Below are 17,418 nucleotides of genomic sequence, written 5' to 3' on the forward strand. Positions count from 1 at the left end.
TGAATTATAGCCTCCAGTAGAAGTAGCCTTCATTCTCGAATTCGGCCTTGCTGTAGACCCCTTTTAAATCCACCATTACTTTTGGCTGCTTCCCGCTGAACATCCGGTTAATATCAGAAAAGCTCATCCGGGCAAATTCATCATGCGGGACTGCAACAATCAGCATGTTCAAATCCTTCATTTCAGACAGCTCCGACAGTTCAAGACCGTACTCGTCCCTCGCTTCCTGCGGGTCAACATACGGATCAGCGATAACCGGATGAATGCCGTAATCCCGAAGCTCAGCGATGATATCCGTCACCTTCGTGTTACGGATATCCGGACAATTTTCCTTGTAGGCAAGACCGAGCAGGCCAATTTTGGCATCATTTAAATCCAGCTTCAGCTTCACCAGCGCTTTAATGATCTGCTGGGCTACGTAAGCACCCATGCCGTCGTTAATATGCCGCCCAGCCAGTATGATCCGTGACCGGTACCCGGTATCCTCGGCTTTGTAAGTCAGATAATATGGATCAATGCCAATGCAGTGACCGCCGACAAGCCCGGGTGAAAAGTGAAGGAAATTCCACTTGGTTCCGGCAGCGTCCAGCACTTCCTGCGTATCAATCCCCATCTGGTGAAACAGCATGGACAGCTCGTTCATAAATGCGATATTGATATCCCGCTGTGCGTTCTCAATCACCTTGGCTGCTTCGGCCACCTTGATGCTTGCCGCGCGATATACACCCGCATCGATGACCAGTTCGTATACTTCGGCAATGATGCGGAGCGCTTCTTCATCGATGCCTGAGACAATCTTCACAATGTTGTCGAGGCGGTGCACTTGATCTCCCGGATTGATCCGTTCGGGGGAGTATCCAACCTTGAAATCCTCTCCGCACCGAAGCCCGGACTCCGCCTCCAGTATTGGAATGCAGATATCCTCTGTAACACCGGGATAAACGGTCGATTCAAACACAACGACAGATCCCCGGATCAGCTTCTTCCCTACAATTCGGCTCGCACCCTGTACATATTGGAGGTCAGGCACATTACCGCTCTGTACGGGCGTTGGCACCGCTATAATAAAAAATCGGGCAGCGTCCAGCTGATCCGGCTCCGACGTAAACTCGATAGAGCAGCGTTGGATTTCCTCGTCTCCGAGCTCTCCGGTCACATCGATTCCGCTTTGATAGCGGCTGATCTTGCGTGCATTCACGTCAAAACCGATGACCCGAAGCCGCTTGGAAAAAGCGGCAGCGATCGGAAGTCCCACATATCCGAGACCGACAACAGCGACGGCTGTCTGCCGGTTTATGATATCCTCCACGATGAATGATTCCATTCTTTTATCCCCTTCATATCCATCTATCTTCCTTGATTCAGCAGATCGCTGACTCTCACGAACGTATACCCTTTGCTCTTCAGCTTCTCAATCGCTTCGGGCAGCGCCTCGATCGTATGGAGATCATCCAGCATATGCAGCAAAATGATGCTGCCGCTTTTCGTTTCCTCCGTAATCGTTTTGACGATCTGATCTGCGGTCCGGCTCCGGTTCCAGTCATTCGGGTCGACATTAAAATCGGCAATCATGTGATAACCTGCAGCCGATATGATCCGCGCTTCATCCGCATTAATTTCCCCGGTCGGCGGCCTGAAGATCATCGCCGGCTTCTCCTGTATCGCTTCCGTAATGATTTGATGCGCCTTCACCACTTCATTCTGAAGCTGCGTCGGCGTCAGGGTATTCAGCACGGGGTGGCTGTACGTATGGTTGCCTACATCATGACCTGCTTCGGCGATGGCCCTCGCCAGGTTAGGGTTTCTCTCTACCCCGTCCGCACGCAAAAAGAAGGAAGCTTTGATGTGATATTGGTCCAAAATGTCGAGGATTTTCGTAACCGTAACATCTGTGCCCCAGTCATCGAAGGTCAGCGCCACCTCTTTACGCGAGGTTTCTTTGCGATATACCAGATTGTATGCTGCCGACTTATAATCGGCATTCACCTTAGCGGCATCATGTCCTTCAATGGCTTCCAGCGGCTTCCGCTCTCCGCCTTCCTGAACAAGCTCGCTAAGCGGCACAAACGCATAACCGACATCCTTGGCGGCAGCCGCGATCAAAGAGATATCCTCCGGCAGCTGCTTGTTCTCCACCGTGTCCAATGTAATAATGCCGCCTCGATTGATGTATTTGCGGATATAGTTTCTTTTCTGAAGCTCGGTTTCCTTATTCCAATTATGTAAAAACAGGCTGTAGGAGATGACCGCGCTCTGCCCATTATGAGCGGCAGCAAGCCTGATATCATCGTTATATACTCCAGTTTTGGTTCTTACATAGCGGGGAATTACACCGGTTTCCCTCCGAATCACCTGATTGGCCAGATGAATTTCTTTATATATCTGATCATAGGTCAGCTTGCTTAGATCTACTCCGTTCAAGGTATTGTTCTCAATTTCATGTCCACGGGACAGAATATCCTTCGCGATATCAGGTTCCTCTGCTACTCTCATGCCCGGCAGAAAGAAAGTCGCCTTGATCTGATAACGATCCAGCTCATCGAGCAGCATGGTCATGGATGCGCGATCCGCCATTCCGTTAAACGTAAGCGCCAGCTCCCTTTTGGTCGTGTACACATAGGAGATCGCCTTGCTCTTTGCCCCTGTGTACTTCGAAACCGGCTGCTGCGTTTTGGGCTGATCACTCCCGCCTGCTTCCTTTGTGCCTCCAAACATTCCGCATCCTGACAAAAAAGTAAATACAAGCACCAAAAGCAAGCATAAAATCAGCTTCCCGCCAGGACTTTTTGCATTACCCGCTCCCATATCCCTTGCTCCTTTATGTAAATCTCCGTGCTTCTTTCTACCCATTTTGGGTACAGCATATCCACTCAACATATACAAAAAGCAACTAAACGAAAAGACACAAAATTTTCCTCTCTTACAGTATTAAACATTTTTCCCGTACTCTCTCACATTTGCGGCGAAATGTTACATCAATATGGATGACTACGACAGCGAATTCGGATATGAAAATGCCCCTGTAAGCTCGTCACAAGGGCTTGATCCCAACCGGGTCATCTATATAGGAACATTCAGCAAAAACCTGTCTCCGGCATTGGAGCAGCTTATTGCAGCGATTGTTTAACCACCAAACCTAGCAGCTTTGAAAATCCAATGGCTTGATCCGTTGAAACGATACAACCGTCCAAACTTTCCAAAGCAATATTAAGCCGATCAAATGTACATGTACTAATATCGATGCCTTTAAGGGATGTTTGAGAAAAATCAGCTTCATCAATGTCACATTGATCAAAGTTCACCTTGCTGAATTTGCAGCCATAATAGTTCGTGCTTTGCAGCGATGAGTGATTAAAAACGACTTGTTTTAGACGGGTGTCTACGAAACTGCTGAAATTCGCCATACAATTTTCAAACGAAACATTACCCATGTTGGCCTCAGAAAAATCCACACCCATTAATTTGCAATCTTTAAAAGCAACCCTGTGTATGATCCCTTTGCCGAAATAAGCATTAGACAGATCACAATTTTCAAAAACAATATCTACCATATCTATTCTTTCAAGGCGAGCATGCATGAATGTTACATTTTTGAAAATGACCTTGGACAGAACCGCCTTATCAATTTCCTCGTTATCCATGATTTCGTTAGCAATCATACAATTCGCCAAATAGGGTTCCTCTTCGTTATAAATATCTTGAAAATTTGCAGTTTCCAGGTCTGATGGAATTTTGGGAAGCTCCATTTTAAAGCTTTTTGTCATAAGATCACCTTTCATTATTTTATTGATTAATCAGCAAAGTCTATTGAGTAATAGATGAAATCCCTTAACAATCAACAATTATAAACGATTAAGAACTCAAAGATAATGATATGACGATCTGAAACAAACACACAGCGTCTATACATTGGATACAAAAAGAACCCGAGCAGCCTTGGTTATAGGCCAATCGGGTCTTTCTACTGGATAAGACACTTTGGAAAAGTATTAAGCGGATTGCTGGGCCGATACACTTTGCTCTGCCATCTGTTTCCGGCTTCTCGCCGCTTTGTTCGCTACCAGGGTTACAGCCAGTGACAGCAGCAGCGCCACTGCCATCGAGATCATAAAGCCGATGACATTGTTGGAGAGAAAGGGCCCCATAAAGGATGGAACATAAGCTGTGCCCCGAACGTTGAATACGCCAACTATTCCTCCGCCCACACCTGCGGAGCAGATGGCCCCGGCAAATACCCACTTGTTGGAGAACATGAATGGATACGCCGCCTCGACAAACGTGCCAAAGCCCATATTGATCAGGAAGCCCGGCGCAGCCACAGCTGCCTCACCCTTATCTCTTGGAGCAATGATGTTGGCAAGCGTAATCCCGGCAGATACCATCACGAGTCCGACCATGTCGATCGCCCCGAGGAAGCTGTTGCCTGTCTTCTCCATTTCGAGCAGGACGATCGGCAGAATTGCCGCATGATACACGCCGCCCAGAATCGCCGGCCAGATCAGCAGACCTCCGATAACACCTGCTACAATCGGGTTGAAGGAAATCGCTATATTGATGATGTATTTAATGAATTCCCCGGCCTGCAGGGCAAACGGAGCAATCAAATAATACATAATCAGACCGGATATCAGTCCTGCGAAGCCACCCGCCACAATATTGACGGTCGTCATCGGGAACTTCCACTGTACACATTTGACGAACAGGAACTGAACCAGCAGTCCCGCTCCAATCCCGCCAATAATGCCGCCAATAATGCCACCGTTGATCGACAACGCCCCCGCAATGACACCTGCAACGATCGAAACCTCATCCAGATCGGAAATCTGCTTGGCCGCGATGACGGCGAGCACAACCGGCAAAGCCTTCAGCATGACATCAAATACTTCGCTGAGGCCCTTCAGTGCAGGAATCTGGCTAAGTGCAAGCACAATCGCCATGGCGATAAAGCCAGGCAGGGACGACTGCATGATGCCCTTCAGATTGATTCTACGCCAGGGCTTACCCGAGGATGGAAGCTTGGCCGTTCCCGGGCTTCCCAGCACAGGGATGAATTTCATGCCCCAATGCTTGCAAAGCGAGGTGATGAACGACACTGCTCTGGTCCGGTTTGTCGTGCCCGTCGTGCCGGAAGTAGCAATAACATTCGCTCCTTTAGAGCTGATCAAAGCCATGGAGGTGCCGCCTGTGCCAACCACGGGGATCTTTCGTTCCGCCGCTGCCTCGATTGTCATCCGGTTGGCTGTTTCGGGATCTGCGCTCATGACGATCAAACCGTCAATTTGTCCCGACTGGATCAAGCCGGCCGTCTGTATGTCCATCTCCGATGCTGCCTGGTTCACTTCTCTTAGCGCACCCTCAAAACGTTTTAATAAGCGATTATCTTCCGAACTCCACTCATACAGAATCGCTGAAGTGGTCTCTTTGGCTGTATCCATCGATTCCGATGCCGCGATAAACTGCACCCCGCTGATTTCGACTCCAGCACTGGCGCACTGTGCAGCGATTTCCCCCATCAGCTTGTCCGGATCCTTACCGCCAAGATTATATAAATTACCGCCGCTGCTGCCTATAACTGCTATCCGTTTCATGATGTGCTCCTCTATATATATCTTTTAGTACTTTATCAGGTTACCGTACTACCATATTATAAGAGTAAAATGTATCCTGAACAACTCTTAAACGCAAAAAAAGAGAGAAGTGACTCTCTCTTTTTCATAAGTATTCGTCACATCACCAAAACCGGTTCGGATCAAACCTATACGGATAAGGAGCCTCTGGTCCATAAAAATTCCGGGAATAAAATGCTGGCTGCTCCGCTTGCAGACCCGGATAAGAAGGAGGCACATACTGCGGCTGCCCTGAAGGTATGGATGGAATGTCCCGATGATCGCAATCTACGGGTGGACCCAGTATGACGGACTGTGTGATTGGAGCCACCGTCTTGGCGTATTCCTCCGGATTCACGCAATACGCCCGGTTCATGATTTCCTTCGGCGTAAAGCGCAGGAAGTCAGCCGCATTTACAATATCAGGGGTCGGCTTATCAAAAATGGCCATGATAAACGTATTGTCTGTCAGCGATACGATCCAGTGGAACCAGCCCTTGGGGAACTGGGTCACTTGCCCCGGCTTCAGCTGATAAGTCATCAGCTTTTGAGTAAACGGGTTAAACACGGACGTCATTATTTCTCCGGTAATCACGACTATCATTTCATCCACATTCGTATGCCAGTGCGGATTAATCATGATTCCCTGGCTCATGTAAACATTAAAGAAGCCTGTATTGACAGCAGGCAGCTGTGCGGCAAAGAGCTGGGTAATATAGTTCCGCGGATCCCGGCGATAGTTCACGACCTCATTGGAATCTGCGCTAAGATTTAATGACGGGTTCGTCAGGTCAACCTTCATCATGGAGCCTCCCTCTGGGTAAATGTCTATCTCACTGTATGCAATGGGCTCGGGTAATGCGTCTGATTCCCCTTAGCCAAATGCGATCGCCCCATAGAGCTCTTCTGCGCATACTCACGCGACAAGTCCAGATCCTATCCACGGTTACGAAGAATGCTATTGTGACTGTCATCGTTTCCGCTATAATAAAATCAAGCGGTTATGCTGGATAACTTTAACAATTACGGAGGTCCTATGAATCAAGCAGATGCAGCCTATTATTCTTCTGATATAGCACAGGGCGTAATCAAGACATTAACTACAGAAATGCCGGACGCCCGTCCAGCTGAGCTGGAAGAACGCCGGAGTCAAATGAACAAGTCACAAATCATGGATGCCTACTTCAAATCCTTTAGGGGAGAAATAACGGGCGATGTGATTCACAAGAGCATTCTGCATATTTTCGAGATCGATCTCGATGCCGTTTCGCTGTTATTGGACGGAGAAAAGGAAGCTTTGGCCGCAGCCCAAAACACGGAAGCGGGAACATCTCCTTACAGCGGCTCATTGGCCCGTGCTGTCATGGACTCCCGTCTCACTGTATACGGCGGACTTATTACAGGCCCCGAAATCCGCAGCATGCTGAATCAAATGTTTGGCGTGAATCTGGATGCCATATCCTCGCTGGAAAAAGCAAGAATCTCGTTATTTTCCAAAGACCAATGGATTGTACAGCATGAACATGACCTGTTTGTGGTATACACCGGCGAGGGAGATGTGGATGTCAAAGTGTACCCGACCTCTTATTTTGTGGAGCAAACGGGACAGAATGAACTTCCGGCAGAGCTCCGGCACATACTTCAGTCTCTGGGTTATCAACTGGATGCGAACCAGAAAACCTGCTATTACGCTGATCCTGACGGACAAGCCGTACCGGATGCTTTTAAAGGGCAAACTATGGGGGCCATTATGGCAGCCATTCGGAGCGACTACGCGCATTTATAAGCAAAATTCCATTCATCATACAAAAAAAGGGCCCTGATCACAGATCAGAGCCCTTTTGATAATTCTTATTTGCCGAACGAAGACAGGAACTTCACCCGATCTCCCATTGGAGGCGTATTGTTATCCACAAGCGCGACCTCCAGAACCGCCGGACCGCCTGCATTCAGCAGACTGCTCAGCGCTTCCTGATTCAGGTCGCCGAGTTCTTCCACGCGGAAGCTTGGGATCCCCATCGCCGCCGCCATCGCTGCAATGCTGATCTCCTTCTGACCGAAGGAGGCATGCGAACGTTTATACTGCAGCTCATGGCCATGATAAACCATGCCGAGGCGGGCATTGTTCATGACAACAAACAGGATCGGCAGGTTGTATTCCTTGGCTGTCAGAATCTCCATACCATGCATGAAGAAGCAGCCGTCACCTGTAATACATACGACCGGACGATCCGGTTCAGCAAGCTTGGAGCCGATGGCCGAGCCAATACCGCTGCCCATTGCGCCAAAATGCACGTTGATATCAAATGTATTGTAATCCAGCACATTCATATAGTTGATGACGTAAGACATAAACTCGCCGATATCCACGGTATAACGAGTATCCACAGGCAGCTGCTTCTGCAGGCTCTTGAGCACATTTTGCGTATTGTATTCTTCCGTAACCACATAGCCCTGCGGCTTCTCCAAAGCTTTCGCGGCCTCTTTTGGCAGTCCCAGTGCCTTCAGCTCCTCCAGTAGGAACATCAGGCTCAAATTGATATCACCTAGAACAGGAATGTCGATTTCGTATTTACGGTTAAATACCGTTTGGTCAAAATCCATCTGTACGCAAAACCGGTTCTTCGTCAAATTCGCATTCCAGTTGTTTGTCGCAGTCTCTCCCAGACTTGAACCGAGGATCAGCAGAGCTTGTCCATCCCCTTCATTAATCAGAGCGGATGCACCTTCATGCCCCGCAAAGCCGAAAACGCCAGCTTGCAGTGGATGCTCCTCAGGAATAAACCCTTTGGCCTGTGGAGAAGTCAAGATGGGCCAGTTCAGCATTTCCGCAAGCTCCAGCAGCTGATCCACCGAATTTCGAACGCCCTGACCCGCGAAAATATACCCGCTCTCGCGCTGCACCAGCTCCTGTGCCACCTGCTTGATGGTATCAAGATCCGGCACCATTGGCGCTCTTTTGGGAGGATCGGGAATCATCACATGCTGAACTTCTCCCTGCTGTACATCGATTGGCATGGCCACATGAACAGGTCCAGGCACTCCGGAGACCGCGATTTCAACTGCTTTGACCACTTCTGCCAGCAGATCCTTCGATTCGCGTACCATCACGCTGTACTTGGTCACCGGACGGAACACCGGCTCGGCATCCAGCTCCTGCGATGCATTCAGTCCGAGTGTATTTACCGGAACCGCGCCAGTCAGGAACAAAACGGGCAGATGCTCACGCATCGCATTGGCAGCGCCGGTCACCAGATTGGTACCGCCAGGACCGCTGCAGCCGATAACGACGCTCATCTGGTTGGAATATTTGGCATAGGCCGCCGCCATATACGACGCAGCCCCTTCATGTTTCGTGACTACCGGCGTAATTTCAGGCATTTCCACCAATTGATCAAACAGTACATTAACCGAGCCAGCCGGAATGCCGAAGATATGTCTGACGCCTTGACCCTTCAAATACTCTAATACTGCGCGTGCCGCTTTCATAAAAAAACCTCCTAGAATTTCTATTTCTATATTCATCTATGGTGTAACAGAGTGAACTAAATGCCCCTGGGCTTTAGTTCACCCCACAGGATAGGTACAATTCAGCAATATCCTCCGCCCTCATCGGGCGGCTGAAATAATAACCCTGCATCAGGTAGCAGTCGCGGGCAGCCAGGAAATCGGCCTGCTCTTTCGTTTCGACCCCTTCGGCAATTACATTCAAGTCCAGATTCTGCGCCAGCGTGATGATCGTGTTGGTAATGGCCGCATTATCATCATCCTTGATGATATCCTGCACGAAGGATTTATCGATCTTCAGCGTGCTGATCGGGAAGTTCTTCAAATATCCGAGTGACGAGTATCCCGTACCAAAATCATCGATAGCGATACTGATACCAAGTCCCTTTAGCTGCTCCATGGTTTTGAGCGTAATCTCCGTGTTCTTGATGATTTGATTCTCCGTAACCTCCAAATGAAGGTATTCCGGTGATAAATCCGTCTTTTTCAGGATGCTTTTAACCATACCGAATAAATTATCCTGTTCAAACTGCCGGACAGACAGATTCACCGATACACTGATGAGCGGGAAGCCCCGTCTATGCCATTCCTTGATCTGCTTGCAGGCATTTCTCAGAACCCATTCTCCAATCGGGACGATCAGTCCCGTTTCTTCGGCAATCGGAATGAATTCATCCGGCGATACCATCCCCTCCGTCGGGTGGTTCCAACGCAGCAGAGCCTCCACGCCGACGATCGTATTGGTATTATAATTAATTTGCGGTTGATAGTAGATCAACAGCTCGTCCTGGTCGAGAGCTTTATATAAAGCATTTTCGAATTTAACAATTTCAAAGGTTCTCGTATCCATGCCCGTGCTGAAGAAATGATAGCTATTCCCGGATATTTCCTTTGATTTGTACATTGCCGTATCCGCATTCTTGATTAGGGTTTCGCTGGTATCTCCATGATCCGGGAACAGGCTGACGCCAATGCTCGTTTTGATATATACTTCATTATCCTTGACATAGAAGGGCTCGGCGAATGATGCAATGACCTGATTGACGACCTTCAGAATCTCTTTTCTGCTCATGATGTTCGGTAAAAAGATGGTAAATTCGTCTCCGCCTTGGCGCGAAACCGTAGCACTTTTCGGAATGCAGGCGCTCAGGCGCTTGGCTACATCGCGCAGCAGCAGATCCCCGTAGGAATGCCCCAGCGTATCATTGATGAATTTAAAGCGATCCAAATCCAGGTACAGGAGCGCTACTTTTCCCCCATTCATTTGGGCATACTTGATGCCCTGATTCAGCCTGTCTTTGAGTAGAACCCGGTTAGGCAAATCCGTCACGCTGTCAAAATAAGCATGGTACTTGATTTCCTCTTCCATCTGCTTCCGCTGCGTAATGTCCTTAAAGGTGACCACGTCCCCCACGATGTCCTCCCCTTCCTTAATAGAAGAGATGACATACTCTACAGGGAAGCTGGAATTATCCTTGCGGTAGAAGCGGTCATCGGTATGACAGTTGCTCCATGCGCGCTGATTGATATAGGTTTCCTGCTGTTTCCTCGCTTTTTTCCCATTGAAAACAATGCTGCCCGGCTGCCCGATCAGTTCGCCCTTCATTTCATAGCCCAGCATGGCCTCACCGGCCGGATTGCAGAATGTAATGTTGCCCTCCAGATCCAGGCCGAAAATCCCCTCACCCGCCGAGTTAAGAATCAATTCCTTCTCCCGGCTCAGATGCTGGAGCTCAGCAATAACCCGTTCAAGCTCCTTGTTCTTAAAAGTAATCTCCGAGGTTCTCTCCTCGATAATGACCTCCTGCTTCTCCATATAAAGCAGATTGGACAGCGTTGAGGCTGTGGCTTCCACGATGGATTGGCACAGCTGGACGGTCGCTTCGGAATACGCTGTGATTTTCTCCCCCAGATTTACGACGGCAATGACACCCAGTACCTCTCCCATGGACACGAGCGGGAACATGAACATCCCTTTGATCCCAAAATCGCGGCAAGCGTCATGGTTCGGTCTGTCATCCTCGAAGACATCGGGAATGATGATTACCTTTTTGGTGCTAATAACCTCTTGAAAAACCGCGTCATTCTCCGGGTCGATTTTGATTTTTTGATGCGTTCGCATCCAGTCCTCTTCAGTCCAGTCGCTGTCCTTACTGAGCTTAGCCGGTTTGATTCGTTTACCTGCCAGCGGATCCAGCAGATGCGCTCCGACGTTATAGTTGTTCAGTACTTTAGCAATATAGTAGAAGCTTGTATCCAGTCCTTGCTGCATGGTAGAACACATTGACAGGTTGCGTGTCACATCGAGCAGGAGCTGCTTCTCAGCGATCAAATTTTCCTTATGCGTCAAATTGTTGGCGTTACGGATGGCAACAGCCGCCATATTGACATAAGCCTCGACGGTTTGAATCTCCGAATTTGTCAGGTTCATCGGAATGCCGTAATCAAACAAAAATGCGAGTCCAAACAGCTCCTTCTCATACGAGATGGGAAGAACGAGCAGTGATTTGATCTCAAATCCCTCGATAGCCCAGGAGTCGGGGCGTTCATCTTGTGATGTGTCGGGAATGTAGATCGTTCTTTGCGTTTCGATCACTTCTTTGGCCAGCTGATCACGTCGGGTATCGATAATGTGCATGTCCAGCGTCATGCCGTTAATGGTTTCCGGTTTGCCGACATATCCTCTGAAAGTCCCATCTTCTTGCGGCAAATAAATTCCCACCGAATCACATTGGACAATTTCCTCCGAGATTGCAGTCGTTACATGCTGTAGTACCTCTCGTAATTCCAGCTTGGTGTTGATCAATTTCGTAATGTTCGCAAGCCGGGAATACCTCGTTTGCTCCTTCACCATCACACGCTCTCCCCTTGTCATCTTCGTTTGGCATCGATGTATGGTCCTGCTAAATATGAACTACTTATGTTATACAAGCGTATGATCTCTCAATCCTAAACTTCTACCATACTTTCTCTGATATAAGGTCCTATTTTCCTTATTTTAACTCAGATCGGTATCTTTTTTATATATCCAATCCTAAAAAAATAGTAATTTTTAGTTATTTTAACAAAGTAAGCGATAGATAGGCTTAGAGAGTGGAATAATCTGTCGTACTAGGGCTTTTTTCGCGGTTTACTAGTGGTTTAGACATGGGAGTCTTGGTCTACATAAAAAGCCCCCTCGCGCGAGGGGACTTTCAACTATTATTTTGCGTGTATATGCGGAAAAGGGCTCAGACCAGCATGTTCTTCACAAGCTCTTTGTTGCGGTCTTTGAACAGTTCATTATGCGAGGAGACCATGGCGTATCCGTCGGCATCCGGCTGAATGAACATCTTCGCTTTGTTGACGGCATTCGCCGCGTCCTGGAACGCTCCCGCGATCAGGTGCAGCTTGCCTTCATGCTTCAGAATATCTCCCGCTGCGTATAGGCCCGGAACGGAGGATTCGCTGCTGGCCGTGCCTGCTATGTAGAAATCTTCTGCGATGTCGATCTGGAGCGTGCTGTTCTCCAAAAGGGAAGCGTCGCGCTCATAGCCATGATTGATGATTACCTCATCCACTTCCAGCTCCAGCACTTCACCGGTCTGGTGATGCATCAGCTCCACGCGCTCGATCACCTCATGATCGCCGCGTGCATGCAGCTTCGAAATGGAGGTATGGGAGAGGCATTCCACCGAGCTGTTCAGCAGATGTCCCACCGTTGCCTCGTGACCTGATAACGATTCCCTGCGATATGTGATATAGACCTTCTTCGCGATCGGCTCCAGCTCGTTCGCCCAGTCGATGGCCGCATTGCCACCGCCGGAAATGATGATGGTCTTATCCTTGAACTGCTTCAAGGACTTCACCGTATAATGAAGGTTGCTGACTTCGAAGCGGCTTGCACCTTCGATATCCAGCCTCTGCGGGTTCAGGATGCCGCCTCCGACCGCCACGATGACGGTTTTCGAGAGATGGACGCGCCCCGAAGCGGCGTGGAGCTCGAAAATTCCGTCCGAGCTTCGCGTGATGGATTCGATCTTTTCATTCAGCACGACCTCGGGATTGAACGTCAGTCCCTGCTGCACCAGCTGCTCGATCAGCTTCGCGGCAGGCATCGGTGTCAAGCCGCCAACGTCCCAGATCATTTTCTCCGGGTATACGTGAACTTTGCCGCCAAGCTCGGGCTGAAATTCGATAATTTTGGTTTTCATTTCTCTCAAGCCACTATAAAATGCGGAATAAAGTCCGGCCGGACCCCCGCCGATCACTGTCATATCGAAAATTTCTTCTTGAACCATTCCCGCTCGCTCCTCAGAAATTTATTGTTAATTGCAGTGTTATTATTGATAACAATTCTCATTCTCAATCAAATATACACTTACTACGATTACTTTTCAAGATTGTATTGACATTTATTCAATTTCTACTTATGATTTAGTCGATATTGAGAATCATTATCAATTATTTATTTAAAATAAAAGATACATGAAAAATAGGGGGACAAAGTCATGGTTCGACTGTACACAACGGAATTAAACATTGGATACGGCGAACGCTCCATTGTGAAGAATCTCAGTGTGAACATTCCCGACAAGAAGATAACCGCGATCATCGGCTCCAACGGATGCGGCAAATCCACACTGCTGAAAGCCATCACACGGATCATTCCGCATCAAGGCGGTACGGTTATTCTGGACGGTGAAAATATTGCCAAGGAAAATACGAAGCAGTTGGCGAGAAAGATGGCCATCCTGCCGCAGACACCGGAAAGTGCTGCAGGTCTAACCGTCGGTGAACTGGTATCTTACGGACGTTTTCCATATCAAAAGGGCTTTGGACGCCTGACGACACAAGATTATGAGGTCATCGATTGGGCACTGGAGAAAACAGGTACCCTTGACTTTAAGTTCCGTTCGGTTGATACGTTATCAGGTGGACAACGCCAGCGGGTATGGATTGCCATGGCGCTAGCTCAGGAGACGGATATCATTTTTCTCGATGAACCGACTACCTACCTTGATATGGCGCATCAGCTTGAAGTTTTGGAGCTTCTGCAAAAGCTGAATCTGGAACAAGAACGGACGATTGTCATGGTACTGCATGATATCAACCAGGCGGCGCGGTTTGCCGACTATCTTGTAGCCCTAAAAGACGGTGAAATCGTCAAAACCGGCAGCAGCGAGGAAGTCATTTGTCCCGAAGTACTTAAGCAGGTGTATCAAATTGACGCGGCCATCGGACTTGATCCCCGTACTGATAAGCCAATGTGCGTCACATATAACCTTATTAAATAAAGGATGCTACTAATCCTGAACTTGGATCCCATCTAACTTTATCCCAAGAAGGAGTTTACTCTCATGAAAAAAGCTTTCATACCACTCTTATTATGCTTCATTCTTATCTTAAGCGCCTGTGGCAACAAAACCACCAGCGAGCCATCCGTCGATAAAGTCGAGGGCAATGCGGCCGCTGAAAGCGCCAAGCCGCAAACCATCACATACCAGTCAGAAGACGGCCCCGTTGAAGTTCCGGCTGATCCGAAGCGTGTCGTGGTTCTCTCTTCTTTTACCGGTAATGTGATGTCCCTGGGCGTCCATCTGGTCGGCGTCGACTCCTGGTCGAAAATGAATCCGAATTTCCAGGATAAACTGAAGGATGTTCAGGAAGTATCCGATGAGAATCTGGAAAAAATCATTGAGCTGAACCCGGACCTGATTATCGGTCTCTCCAACATCAAAAATATCGATAAGCTAAAACAAATTGCTCCGACGGTTACTTATACCTATGGTAAAGTCGACTACTTAACGCAGCACTTGGAAATCGGCAAGCTGTTGAACAAAGAAAAGGAAGCAGAGGCATGGGTGGATGACTTCAAGGCCCGCACTCAAAAAGCCGGCGATGAAATCAAAGCCAAGATTGGCGAGAATGCTACCGTTTCCGTTATTGAAAGTTTCGACAAGCAGCTGTATGTCTTCGGCGATAACTGGGGCCGCGGTACAGAGATTCTATACCAGCAAATGAAGCTGAAAATGCCTCAAAAAGTGAAGGACGCAGCACTGAAGGAAGGCTACTACGCCATATCTCCTGAAGTACTGCCTGATTTCGCAGGTGATTATGTGATTTTCAGCAAAAATAAGGATGCGGATAATTCGTTCGAGGGAACCAACACGTATAAAAATATTCCTGCCGTTAAAAACAACCATGTGTATGTTGCGGATGCCAAAGCATTCTATTTCAATGATCCGTTGACGCTGGATTACCAGCTGGAATTCTTTACTAAAAGCTTTCTAGGGAAGTAAGCGTAATGAAGACAAAAGCTGAACGCATCCCATTTATCTACAAAATACTCGCGGCGGTATTGCTATTTATTGCTATCTTTATGCTCGCCATGGTGTTAGGGGCAGCAGATACTTCGATCAAAGATGTATGGTCAGCTCTAACAAGCAGTAATGACGGGGAAAAATTATCCATCATCCGTGAAATTCGCCTGCCTCGCGAAATTGCCGCGATCTTCGTTGGGGCGGCGCTGGCCGTCTCCGGTGCGATTATGCAGGGCATGACGCGCAACCCGCTGGCCGATCCAGGGCTTCTGGGACTGACGGCCGGAGCCAATGCGGCGCTGGCGGTGACGATTGCCTTTATTCCCTCAGTCAATTATTTCGGACTGATGGTGGCATGCTTTATCGGTGCTGCGGTCGGTGCAGCTTTGGTATTCGGGATCAGCGCAGTCAAAAGAGGCGGCTTCTCCCCGCTGCGCATCGTTCTGGCCGGTGCTGCCATCTCGGCTTTTCTATATGCCGTCGCGGACGGTGTAGGAATTACTTTCAAGATTTCGAAGGACGTATCCATGTGGACCTCCGGCGGTCTGGTCGGAGCCAATTGGGAGCAGCTTCAGGTCATCGTACCCTTTATCGTTGTCGGCATCATTATTGCGATATTGTTATCTAAACAGCTGACGATCTTAAGTCTCAGCGAGGAAGTTGCCGTGGGTCTCGGCCAAAAGACCGCTCGTATAAAAACCATTTTGTTTGTCGTAACGGTTATGCTGGCAGGCGCCTCTGTCGCTCTGGTCGGCAGCCTGACCTTTATCGGACTCATGATTCCGCATATCGTGCGGGCGATTGTCGGAACTGATTACCGTTATACCATTCCGATGTCCGGCCTCGTGGGTGCTGCGTTCATGATGTTCGCCGACACCTTGGCCCGGACCATCAGCGCGCCTTACGAGGCACCGGTGGCTGCCATTGTGGCCGTCCTGGGCCTACCTTTCTTCCTCGTCATTGTGCGTAAAGGAGGAAGAGCATTCTCATGATTCATCCATCTCTCATCAAGAAACACCGCCTTATTATGCTGATCCTGTTCGTACTTATCGTATTGACTATTATCGTCAGCATGGGACTCGGATACTCTACCTTATCTTTTGACCGGCTCCTGCCGACGCTGTTCGGACAAGGAACGTTCAAAGAGAACTTCGTGCTGTTTTCCGTGCGTTTGCCGCGGATTGTTATTACACTGCTGGCGGGCATGGCACTGACGCTGTCCGGATCGATTTTACAGGGGATCACCCGCAATGATCTGGCAGACCCCGGTATTGTCGGCATCAACTCCGGGGCTGGCGTAGCGGTGGCACTGTTTTTCCTGTTCGCGCCAATTCATGCCGGTTCGTTTATTTATTTGCTGCCAGTGATGGCCTTTATCGGAGCCGTGCTTACCGCTTGCCTCATCTATTTCTTTTCATATAACCGGAAGACGGGCCTGCAGCCGGTAAAGATGGTATTGATGGGGGTAGGGTTCTCCATGGCACTCTCCGGCGTGATGGTCGTGCTCATTTCTTCGGCTCCGAGGGAAAAGGTCGATTTTATCTCCAAGTGGCTTGCGGGCAGCATCTGGGGCGCCGATTGGCCCTTTATCTGGGCGCTTCTGCCTTGGCTGGTCATCCTGATACCCTTTACGCTGTATAAGGCCAATCGATTAAACCTGCTGTCTCTGAACGAGCCTGTAGCCATTGGTGTTGGCATCTCGCTGAACAAGGAGCGGATCGTGCTGCTGTTAACCGCCGTTGCGCTCGCCGCTTCTGCTGTATCCGTTACGGGTGGCATCGCATTTGTCGGGCTGATGGCTCCGCATATCGCCAAGGCGCTCGTCGGACCCCGGAATCAAATGTTTATCCCTGTAGCGATTCTGACCGGGGGCTGGCTGCTGGTGCTTGCTGATACCATTGGCCGCCAGGTAGCTGATCCGGATGGACTTCCGGCGGGTATCGTGGTTGCCCTTATCGGCGCACCTTATTTTATCTATTTATTGCTAAAAAAATAAAATGCTC

General features: G+C 48.9%; 13 protein-coding genes and 1 pseudogene. 6 read left to right on the plus strand and 8 right to left on the minus strand.

Translation table 11 applies throughout. The features are described from left to right. Positions 1–4: 4 nt before the first annotated feature. Both KJS65_RS20265 and KJS65_RS20270 read right to left on the minus strand, forming a co-directional pair. Positions 5–1,324, minus strand: coding sequence for a nucleotide sugar dehydrogenase (locus KJS65_RS20265; protein WP_213651665.1), 1,320 nt, complete (start codon positions 1,322–1,324; stop codon positions 5–7). Between the two features lie 23 nt (positions 1,325–1,347). Further along, on the minus strand, positions 1,348–2,805 hold the full coding sequence (locus KJS65_RS20270; RefSeq protein ID WP_213651666.1) for a polysaccharide deacetylase family protein: 1,458 nt from the start codon (positions 2,803–2,805) through the stop codon (positions 1,348–1,350). 163 nt (positions 2,806–2,968) lie between these two features. Here KJS65_RS20270 and KJS65_RS29920 point away from each other — a divergent pair. Continuing rightward, positions 2,969–3,100, plus strand: a pseudogene (locus KJS65_RS29920) (PLP-dependent aminotransferase family protein); the annotation flags it as partial. 7 nt (positions 3,101–3,107) lie between these two features. Here the strand turns inward: KJS65_RS29920 and KJS65_RS20275 are convergent. From KJS65_RS20275 to KJS65_RS20285, 3 genes are all read right to left on the minus strand, one after another. After that, a complete protein-coding gene (locus tag KJS65_RS20275) occupies positions 3,108–3,764 on the minus strand; it encodes a pentapeptide repeat-containing protein (RefSeq protein ID WP_213651667.1) in 657 nt (218 codons plus the stop codon). Between the two features lie 225 nt (positions 3,765–3,989). Then, positions 3,990–5,588: a PTS sugar transporter gene (locus tag KJS65_RS20280; protein WP_213651668.1), complete on the minus strand. Its 1,599-nt coding sequence runs from the start codon at positions 5,586–5,588 to the stop codon at positions 3,990–3,992. A 142-nt stretch (positions 5,589–5,730) separates the two neighbouring features. Continuing rightward, positions 5,731–6,411 (minus strand): cupin domain-containing protein, encoded by a 681-nt coding sequence (locus KJS65_RS20285; RefSeq protein ID WP_244864664.1) that lies wholly within the window; start codon positions 6,409–6,411, stop codon positions 5,731–5,733. A 231-nt stretch (positions 6,412–6,642) separates the two neighbouring features. Between KJS65_RS20285 and KJS65_RS20290 the strand changes: the two genes are divergently transcribed. Continuing rightward, positions 6,643–7,392 carry a hypothetical protein gene (locus tag KJS65_RS20290; protein WP_244864665.1) on the plus strand — a complete coding sequence of 250 codons (750 nt, stop codon included), beginning with the start codon at positions 6,643–6,645 and terminating at the stop codon, positions 7,390–7,392. A 65-nt stretch (positions 7,393–7,457) separates the two neighbouring features. On the opposite strand, the gene KJS65_RS20295 is transcribed toward KJS65_RS20290, so the two are convergent. The 3 genes from KJS65_RS20295 to KJS65_RS20305 all read right to left on the minus strand — a co-directional run bounded on the left by KJS65_RS20295 (position 7,458) and on the right by KJS65_RS20305 (position 13,393). Continuing rightward, positions 7,458–9,095: a thiamine pyrophosphate-binding protein gene (locus KJS65_RS20295; RefSeq protein WP_136607373.1), complete on the minus strand. Its 1,638-nt coding sequence runs from the start codon at positions 9,093–9,095 to the stop codon at positions 7,458–7,460. 73 nt (positions 9,096–9,168) lie between these two features. Next, the gene (locus KJS65_RS20300) at positions 9,169–11,967 is read right to left on the minus strand and encodes a bifunctional diguanylate cyclase/phosphodiesterase (protein WP_213651669.1); all 2,799 of its coding nucleotides are present in this window, start codon (positions 11,965–11,967) and stop codon (positions 9,169–9,171) included. 376 nt (positions 11,968–12,343) lie between these two features. Continuing rightward, positions 12,344–13,393 carry an NAD(P)/FAD-dependent oxidoreductase gene (locus KJS65_RS20305; protein WP_213651670.1) on the minus strand — a complete coding sequence of 350 codons (1,050 nt, stop codon included), beginning with the start codon at positions 13,391–13,393 and terminating at the stop codon, positions 12,344–12,346. Between the two features lie 210 nt (positions 13,394–13,603). On the opposite strand from KJS65_RS20305, the gene KJS65_RS20310 reads away from it, so the two are divergent. From KJS65_RS20310 to KJS65_RS20325, 4 genes are all read left to right on the plus strand, one after another. Beyond that, positions 13,604–14,389 (plus strand): ABC transporter ATP-binding protein, encoded by a 786-nt coding sequence (locus KJS65_RS20310; protein ID WP_213651671.1) that lies wholly within the window; start codon positions 13,604–13,606, stop codon positions 14,387–14,389. 63 nt (positions 14,390–14,452) lie between these two features. Beyond that, positions 14,453–15,394, plus strand: a complete 942-nt coding sequence (locus KJS65_RS20315; protein WP_213651672.1) for an iron-hydroxamate ABC transporter substrate-binding protein — start codon at positions 14,453–14,455, stop codon at positions 15,392–15,394. A 5-nt stretch (positions 15,395–15,399) separates the two neighbouring features. Next, positions 15,400–16,407: a FecCD family ABC transporter permease gene (locus KJS65_RS20320; RefSeq protein WP_213651673.1), complete on the plus strand. Its 1,008-nt coding sequence runs from the start codon at positions 15,400–15,402 to the stop codon at positions 16,405–16,407. Continuing rightward, positions 16,404–17,411 carry a FecCD family ABC transporter permease gene (locus tag KJS65_RS20325; protein WP_213651674.1) on the plus strand — a complete coding sequence of 336 codons (1,008 nt, stop codon included), beginning with the start codon at positions 16,404–16,406 and terminating at the stop codon, positions 17,409–17,411. The genes KJS65_RS20320 and KJS65_RS20325 overlap by 4 nt, the downstream gene beginning before the upstream one ends. Positions 17,412–17,418 lie beyond the last annotated feature (7 nt).

Source organism: Paenibacillus sp. J23TS9 (assembly GCF_018403225.1).
In the GTDB taxonomy this organism is placed as follows: domain Bacteria; phylum Bacillota; class Bacilli; order Paenibacillales; family Paenibacillaceae; genus Paenibacillus_AQ.

Coding starts and splice junctions, on each gene's coding strand:
- KJS65_RS20265 (WP_213651665.1), bottom strand. CDS start 1,324: ATGGAATCATTCATCGTGGAGGATATCATAAACCGGCAGACAGCCGTC.
- KJS65_RS20270 (WP_213651666.1), bottom strand. CDS start 2,805: ATGGGAGCGGGTAATGCAAAAAGTCCTGGCGGGAAGCTGATTTTATGC.
- KJS65_RS20275 (WP_213651667.1), bottom strand. CDS start 3,764: ATGACAAAAAGCTTTAAAATGGAGCTTCCCAAAATTCCATCAGACCTG.
- KJS65_RS20280 (WP_213651668.1), bottom strand. CDS start 5,588: ATGAAACGGATAGCAGTTATAGGCAGCAGCGGCGGTAATTTATATAAT.
- KJS65_RS20285 (WP_244864664.1), bottom strand. CDS start 6,411: ATGATGAAGGTTGACCTGACGAACCCGTCATTAAATCTTAGCGCAGAT.
- KJS65_RS20290 (WP_244864665.1), top strand. CDS start 6,643: ATGAATCAAGCAGATGCAGCCTATTATTCTTCTGATATAGCACAGGGC.
- KJS65_RS20295 (WP_136607373.1), bottom strand. CDS start 9,095: ATGAAAGCGGCACGCGCAGTATTAGAGTATTTGAAGGGTCAAGGCGTC.
- KJS65_RS20300 (WP_213651669.1), bottom strand. CDS start 11,967: ATGGTGAAGGAGCAAACGAGGTATTCCCGGCTTGCGAACATTACGAAA.
- KJS65_RS20305 (WP_213651670.1), bottom strand. CDS start 13,393: ATGGTTCAAGAAGAAATTTTCGATATGACAGTGATCGGCGGGGGTCCG.
- KJS65_RS20310 (WP_213651671.1), top strand. CDS start 13,604: ATGGTTCGACTGTACACAACGGAATTAAACATTGGATACGGCGAACGC.
- KJS65_RS20315 (WP_213651672.1), top strand. CDS start 14,453: ATGAAAAAAGCTTTCATACCACTCTTATTATGCTTCATTCTTATCTTA.
- KJS65_RS20320 (WP_213651673.1), top strand. CDS start 15,400: ATGAAGACAAAAGCTGAACGCATCCCATTTATCTACAAAATACTCGCG.
- KJS65_RS20325 (WP_213651674.1), top strand. CDS start 16,404: ATGATTCATCCATCTCTCATCAAGAAACACCGCCTTATTATGCTGATC.